Genomic DNA, 6438 nt, shown 5'->3' with positions numbered 1-6438 from the left:
ACGCCTACATCGTCGGCGAGCACGGCGACACCGAGTTCCCGCTGTGGTCCAAGGCCACGATCGGCACCGTCCCGATCCTCGAGTGGGAGGCCGGAGGCCGCCCGCGCATGAGCGTCGAAGAGCTCGACCAGATCGCGATCGACGTGCGCGACGCCGCCTACAAGGTCATCCAGGGCAAGGGGGCGACGAATTACGCGATCGGGCTCTCGAGCGCCCGCATCGCCGAAGCGATCCTGCGCGACGAACACGCCGTCATGCCGGTCTCGCCCGTGCTGCACGACTTCCACGGCGTCGACGGCGTCGCCCTCTCGGTGCCCTCGCTCGTCAGCGCGAGCGGAGCCGTGCCCATCCGCGAGACCTCCTTCGCGCCCAACGAGCTCGAGCTCTTCCACGCCTCGGCCGACGCGCTACGCGCCGTCGCCGACTCCCTGCGGGACTGAGACACGGGCACGGGATGCTGTGGCCACAGCATCCCGGACCGCCTACGCGGTCGCGCCCGGCGGTGCGCCAGGAAACGAATGTCGGGGCCTGCGCATAGCCTCGATCCATGGCCACCCGACGCCCCGCTCCTACCGACTACACCTGCACCGAATGCGGGTGGACCACCCTGAAGTGGGCCGGGCGCTGCGGTGAGTGCCAGCAGTGGGGCACGGTCGTCGAGGCGGCGCAGCGGACGGGCATCCTGCGTGGCTTCGCGGCTGTCGCTCCGGTCGCTGATCGCGCGGCCCGGCCGATCACGCAGTTCAGCACGACCGAATCCCCGCGGCGCCCGACCGGGGTGGGCGAGTTCGATCGCGTGCTCGGCGGCGGCATCGTGCCCGGCGCGGCGATCCTGCTCTCGGGCGAGCCCGGCGTCGGCAAGTCCACCCTGCTGCTCGAGGTGGCCGCGCAGTCCGCGCGCGACGGGCACCGCGTGCTGTACGTCAGCGCCGAGGAGTCCACGGCCCAGGTGCGGCTGCGCGCCGAGCGCACGGGCGCGCTCCACGACGAGCTGTACCTGGCGAGCGAGACCGACCTTGCGACCCTCATCGGTCAGGTGGATGCTGTCGCCCCGGGCCTGCTGATCGTCGATTCCGTGCAGACCGTGTCGTCGTCGCTCAGCGAGGGGCTCGCGGGTCACCCCAGCCAGGTGCGCGAGGTCGCCGCCACCCTCATCCGCATCGCCAAAGAACGGGCTCTTCCGGTCATCATCGTCGGGCACGTCACGAAAGACGGCTCCATTGCGGGGCCCCGCCTGCTCGAGCACCTCGTCGATGTCGTCTGCCACTTCGAGGGCGATCGACAGACCGCGCTCCGATTCGTGCGGGCGCTGAAGAACCGGTTCGGGCCCACCGACGAGGTCGGCTGCTTCGAGATGACGGGCGACGGCATCGCCGAGGTGCCCGATCCGTCCGGCCTCTTCCTCGGCAAGGGCGACCCGGTCAGCGGCACGTGCGTCACGATTTCGATCGAGGGCAGGCGGGCCCTGCCCGTCGAGGTGCAGGCGCTGGTCATCCCGTCGTCGACACCCAACCCGCGCCGCGTAGTCAACGGGGTCGAGTCTTCACGCGTCGCGATGATCCTCGCGGTGCTCGAGCGCCGCGCGGGCATGCAGTTCGGCCAACGGGACGTCTACGTCTCCACCGTCGGCGGCGTCAAGCTGACCGAGCCCGCCGCCGATCTTGCCATCGCCCTCGCGATCGCGAGCGCCACGAGCGATCGCGCGCTCGCGCGGCGCTCCGCCGCGTTCGGCGAGCTCAGCCTCTCGGGTGAGGTGCGGCCCGTCTCTCACGGCCCGCAGCGCCGCTCCGAGGCGACACGGCTGGGCTATCGCACGCTGATCGACGCGTCCGCGGGCGACATCGCCCTCGCACTGGGCACAGCCGGAGTTCTGCCCTCGGGCGCACGATCCGCGTAGGCCCGCAGCCGATCGGCGCTGGCGTTGCTCGACGGCTGACGCACGGGGGCTCAGGCCGCGCTCAGCCCACGAGCGCCGCGATCAGATCATCCGGCGATGCCTGCATCGGGTGCGGCCCCGCGATATCGAGAAAGACCGTCGTGATGGTCTCGCGGTGGGTGCGCAAGAACGCAAGGAGCCACCCCGGGGATTGCAGACCGACCGCCGGTGGCAGGTTCTCGGGCTTGTTCAGCGCATCGCTGAACAGCAGAAGCGCGACCTGCCCCGTGTCGGGGTCGCGGAAAGTCCAGACCTCGCCGGTGTCGAGCGGGTTGTCGCGGGCAGTGGGCTTCATCAGGGGCACGACGGTGTTGCCGTTGCGAAGCGCCAGCGCGACGGCGGCCATGTCCTGCTTCTCGAGCGCCTGTGCGAGCGCCTCCGAACGGAACTGCACCGAGGCCTTTCCCTTTTTTCTGCGAGAGGATGCCGGGGCCATCACTCCAGCGTAGCCGCGACGCCGCAGCATCCCCCGAGGCGATCGCTCAGTAGAGGAAGATCTGCTTGGTCGAGAGCCCCTCGATGCCGCCGATCGAGACCGCGACGTGGAACGACGCCCCGCCTCCCGGCGCCTGGGGGCGATCCCCGTCGCACGTGTCGACCGACGAGCGGGTGCGATCCCACGCGATGGGCGTGGCGCTCTCGACGACCTGACCGGCGGACAGCGTGACGACCATGTCGGACGGCTCACTCTGGCAGTCAGTCGATCGCCACCACGTGTCATCCCCGCTGGTGACGGTGTAGACCTGCTGTGTCGTGCCGACGTTCAGCGAGCATGCCTCGGCACCGCGGTTGGTGAGGCGGAGGGAGATCTGCGGCTGCTCGCCCGCCGCGTAGCTCTCCTTGTCGGTGAGCGGCTCGACGAGCACGTCGCCCGCCGTGCACGCCTCGACCTCGGCGGGTGGGGCATCTTCGGGCTGCACCGAGGCGTCCGGCATCGCATCGCCGGGGTTCACGGCGGTCGCCGTGGGCGAGGATTCGGGCGACGGCGTCGGTGTGGCGGACGGCGATGACGAGGCCGACCGGCTCGGCGACGGGGCGGGGTCCGACGTGTCCGCCGCGCCGCTCCAGGGCTGGGCGATCAGCAGCCAGACGACGGCGATGATGGCCACCGCGGCCACGATCAGCACGAGCCGCCGGCGGCGGTACACGGCGGGCGAGTGCCGCCTCGAGCGCGGCTGGTCGGACATCATGCCCCCAGGGTACGTCGAGGGCATGCCGAGATCCCGACGGCACGCCCCGCACGCGTGCGGCTCGTCGGCGCACGGATCGACAGCTCAGTCGAGCGTCTTGAGCATGCGCGTGTTGCCGAGCGTGTTCGGCTTGACGTGCGCCAGATCCAAGAACTCCGCAACGCCCTCGTCGGGACTCCGCAGCAGCTGCGAGTACACGTCCGGGTCGACCACCTGCTCGCCGATCGGGTGAAAGCCGCGCCGTGCGAAGAATTCGACCTCGAAGGTCAGGCAGAACAGTCGCCGCAGGCCGAGCGCACGCGCCCGTTCCTCGAGCTGATCGACGATGCCGCGCCCCACCCCGCGGTGCAACCAGCCCTCGGCGACGATCAGGGTGCGCACCTCACCGAGGTCCTCCCACATGACGTGCAGCGCCCCGCAGCCGATCAGGGTTCCCTCGGCGTCCTCGGCGACGACGAACTCCTGCACCGATTCGTACAGCACGACGAGGTCCTTGCCGAGCAGAATCCGCTGCTGCACGAACGGCTCGAGCAGGTCCCGGATGCCGGCGACGTCGCCCGTGCGCGCCGCGCGCACCGTGAACTCAGCCATCCCCCCAGCGTAGGGGCCGCGCCGCGCCCCACACCCGACCGCGGGTGGTGGGTCGCCGGCGGTCAACACTCCGGAACGATCCTCTGCCGCGGGGCGTCGGCGGCACTTCCAGCCCGGAATCGGGCTGATGCTCCGGAATGTTGTCCGCCGCGGCTGCAGCACGACCGCCTCCGACGAGGGTGCACGACCCGTCGTGTCCGCCGGCATCCCGGAACGACGAAGAGCGGATGCCGAAGCATCCGCTCTTCGCGTCTCCGGGGCCGAGCCCCGAGCAATTCAATCGTTCGTGATCGCGAGATCGGGTGTCGCCGCGATCTCGCCGGCCGCGCCGACTCCGACGGCGACCTTCTCGCCGCGCGGGGCGACGTCGAAGGTGAACTGCCCGTTCTCGGCGCCGACCTTGATGTGGTCACCCGAGTTGAGCTCACCGTGCAGGATCTTCTCGGACAGCCGGTCCTCGACCTCGTGCTGCATCGCGCGGCGCAGCGGCCGAGCCCCGAGCGTCGGATCGAACCCGATCTCGATGAGGCGCTCCTTGGCGGGCACCGACAGCTCGATGGTCATGTCGCGGTCGAGCAGGCGCTCGGCCAGACGCTTGGTGAACAGATCCACGATCTGCACCAGCTCAGGCTTGGACAGCTGCGGGAACACGATGACATCGTCGAGCCGGTTGAGGAACTCGGGCTTGAAGTGGCGCTTGAGCTCTTCGTCGACCTTGCCCTTCATCCGGTCGTAGCTGGTCTGGGCGTCGCCCTCGACCTGGAACCCGACGGGTCCACCGGCGATCGCCGACGAGCCGAGGTTGGTCGTCATGATGATCACGGTGTTCTTGAAGTCGACGACGCGGCCCTGACCGTCGGTCAGTCGACCCTCCTCGAGGATCTGCAGCAGCGAGCTGAAGATGTCGGGGTGTGCCTTCTCGATCTCGTCGAACAGCACGACCGAGAACGGCTTGCGGCGCACCTTTTCGGTGAGCTGGCCGCCCTCTTCGAACCCGACGAATCCCGGAGGGGCACCGAACAGACGCGAGACGGTGTGCTTCTCCCCGAACTCCGACATGTCGAGCGAGATCAAGGCGCCCTCGTCGTCGAACAGGAACTCGGCGAGCGCCTTGGCCAGCTCGGTCTTTCCGACACCCGTGGGGCCGGCGAAGATGAACGAGCCCGAGGGGCGCTTGGGGTCCTTGAGGCCCGCGCGCTGACGACGGATCGTCTTCGAGAGTGCCGCGATCGCCTCCTCCTGGCCGATGACCCGCTGGTGCAGCGCCTTCTCCATGAAGACGAGGCGACTGGTCTCCTCCTCCGTGAGCTTGAAGACCGGGATGCCGGTGGCCTGTGCGAGCACCCCTCAGAGGCGAGCTCCTTCTGCTCGCGCACCTTCGCGATCTTCTCGTCGAACTCCCGCAGCTCGGGCGGCGACGACAGGATCGACAGGCGCAGGCGAGCGCCGGCCTCGTCGATCAGGTCGATCGCCTTGTCGGGCAGGAACCGGTCGCTGATGTACCGGTCGGCGAGGTTCGCGGCGGCGACGATCGCACCGTCCGTGATCTGCACCTTGTGGTGCGCCTCGTACCGGTCACGCAGACCCTTGAGGATGTTGATCGCGTGGGGCAGGCTCGGCTCCGCAACCTGGATCGGCTGGAAACGGCGCTCCAGCGCAGCATCCTTCTCGAAGTGCTTGCGGTACTCGTCGAGCGTCGTGGCACCGATCGTCTGCAGCTCTCCGCGGGCGAGGAGGGGCTTGAGGATCGAGGCCGCGTCGATCGCGCCCTCGGCGGCACCCGCACCCACGAGGGTGTGGATCTCGTCGATGAAGACGATGATGTCGCCGCGCGTGCGGATCTCTTTCGTGACCTTCTTGAGGCGCTCTTCGAAGTCGCCGCGGTAGCGGGATCCGGCGATGAGGGAGCCGAGGTCGAGCGAGTAGACCTGCTTGTCCTTCAGCGTCTCGGGCACATCGCCCTTGACGATGGCCTGGGCGAGGCCCTCGACGACCGCGGTCTTGCCCACGCCGGGCTCACCGATCAGCACGGGGTTGTTCTTGGAGCGACGCGAGAGGATCTGCATGACCCGCTCGATCTCCTTCTCGCGCCCGATCACGGGGTCGAGCTTGTTGTCGCGCGCGGCCTGCGTGAGGTTGCGGCCGAACTGGTCGAGTACCGCCGATCCACCCTGCGCGGCCTGCTGACCCTCGTGCGCGGCCCCGCTGACGGCGGCCGGTTCCTTGCCCTGGTACCCGCTCAGCAGCTGGATGACCTGCTGGCGCACCTTGTTGAGGTCGGCGCCGAGCTTGACGAGCACCTGCGCGGCGACGCCCTCGCCCTCGCGGATGAGTCCGAGCAGGATGTGCTCGGTGCCGATGTAGTTGTGGCCGAGCTGCAGAGCTTCGCGCAGCGACAGCTCGAGCACCTTCTTGGCGCGCGGCGTGAACGGGATGTGACCCGTCGGCTGCTGCTGCCCCTGGCCGATGATGTCCTGCACCTGCTCGCGCACGGCGTCGAGCGAGATGCCCAGGGACTCGAGGGCTTTGGCGGCGACGCCCTCGCCCTCGTGGATCAGCCCGAGCAGAATGTGCTCGGTGCCGATGTAGTTGTGGTTGAGCATCTTCGCCTCTTCTTGGGCGAGCACAACCACTCGACGGGCACGGTCGGTGAATCTCTCGAACATCTCTGACTCCTCGGCATTGGCCGTGACGCCACTTCTGGCGCATTACATCGAGGGT

General features: G+C 69.1%; 4 protein-coding genes and 2 pseudogenes. 2 read left to right on the top strand and 4 right to left on the bottom strand.

Features of this window, described 5'->3' with window-relative positions:
• Both DI573_RS09620 and radA read left to right on the top strand, forming a co-directional pair.
• Positions 1–440: pseudogene (locus DI573_RS09620) on the top strand (L-lactate dehydrogenase); the annotation flags it as partial.
• A gap of 107 nt (positions 441–547) precedes the next feature.
• Positions 548–1897 (top strand): DNA repair protein RadA, encoded by a 1350-nt coding sequence (gene radA / locus DI573_RS09615; protein ID WP_292813345.1) that lies wholly within the window; start codon positions 548–550, stop codon positions 1895–1897.
• A gap of 61 nt (positions 1898–1958) precedes the next feature.
• Here the strand turns inward: radA and DI573_RS09610 are convergent, their stop codons facing one another.
• The 4 genes and pseudogenes from DI573_RS09610 to DI573_RS09595 form a co-directional block, all read right to left on the bottom strand.
• Entirely contained in the window at positions 1959–2372 is a 414-nt protein-coding gene (locus tag DI573_RS09610; RefSeq protein ID WP_292813343.1) for a dehydrogenase, read from the bottom strand.
• A gap of 46 nt (positions 2373–2418) precedes the next feature.
• Positions 2419–3126 carry a hypothetical protein gene (locus DI573_RS09605; protein WP_292813341.1) on the bottom strand — a complete coding sequence of 236 codons (708 nt, stop codon included), beginning with the start codon at positions 3124–3126 and terminating at the stop codon, positions 2419–2421.
• Between the two features lie 84 nt (positions 3127–3210).
• Entirely contained in the window at positions 3211–3717 is a 507-nt protein-coding gene (locus DI573_RS09600) for an amino-acid N-acetyltransferase (protein WP_292813338.1), read from the bottom strand.
• 276 nt (positions 3718–3993) lie between these two features.
• Positions 3994–6383: pseudogene (locus DI573_RS09595) on the bottom strand (ATP-dependent Clp protease ATP-binding subunit).
• Positions 6384–6438: the final 55 nt, after the last annotated feature.

Origin of the sequence: Microbacterium sp. (assembly GCF_003248605.1) — a bacterium.
In the GTDB taxonomy this organism is placed as follows: Bacteria; Actinomycetota; Actinomycetes; order Actinomycetales; family Microbacteriaceae; genus Microbacterium.
The sequence above is the reverse complement of the archived record's forward strand: the minus strand, read 5'-3'. Positions and strand labels throughout refer to the sequence as shown.

Coding starts and splice junctions, on each gene's coding strand:
- radA (WP_292813345.1), top strand. CDS start 548: ATGGCCACCCGACGCCCCGCTCCTACCGACTACACCTGCACCGAATGC.
- DI573_RS09610 (WP_292813343.1), bottom strand. CDS start 2,372: ATGGCCCCGGCATCCTCTCGCAGAAAAAAGGGAAAGGCCTCGGTGCAG.
- DI573_RS09605 (WP_292813341.1), bottom strand. CDS start 3,126: ATGATGTCCGACCAGCCGCGCTCGAGGCGGCACTCGCCCGCCGTGTAC.
- DI573_RS09600 (WP_292813338.1), bottom strand. CDS start 3,717: ATGGCTGAGTTCACGGTGCGCGCGGCGCGCACGGGCGACGTCGCCGGC.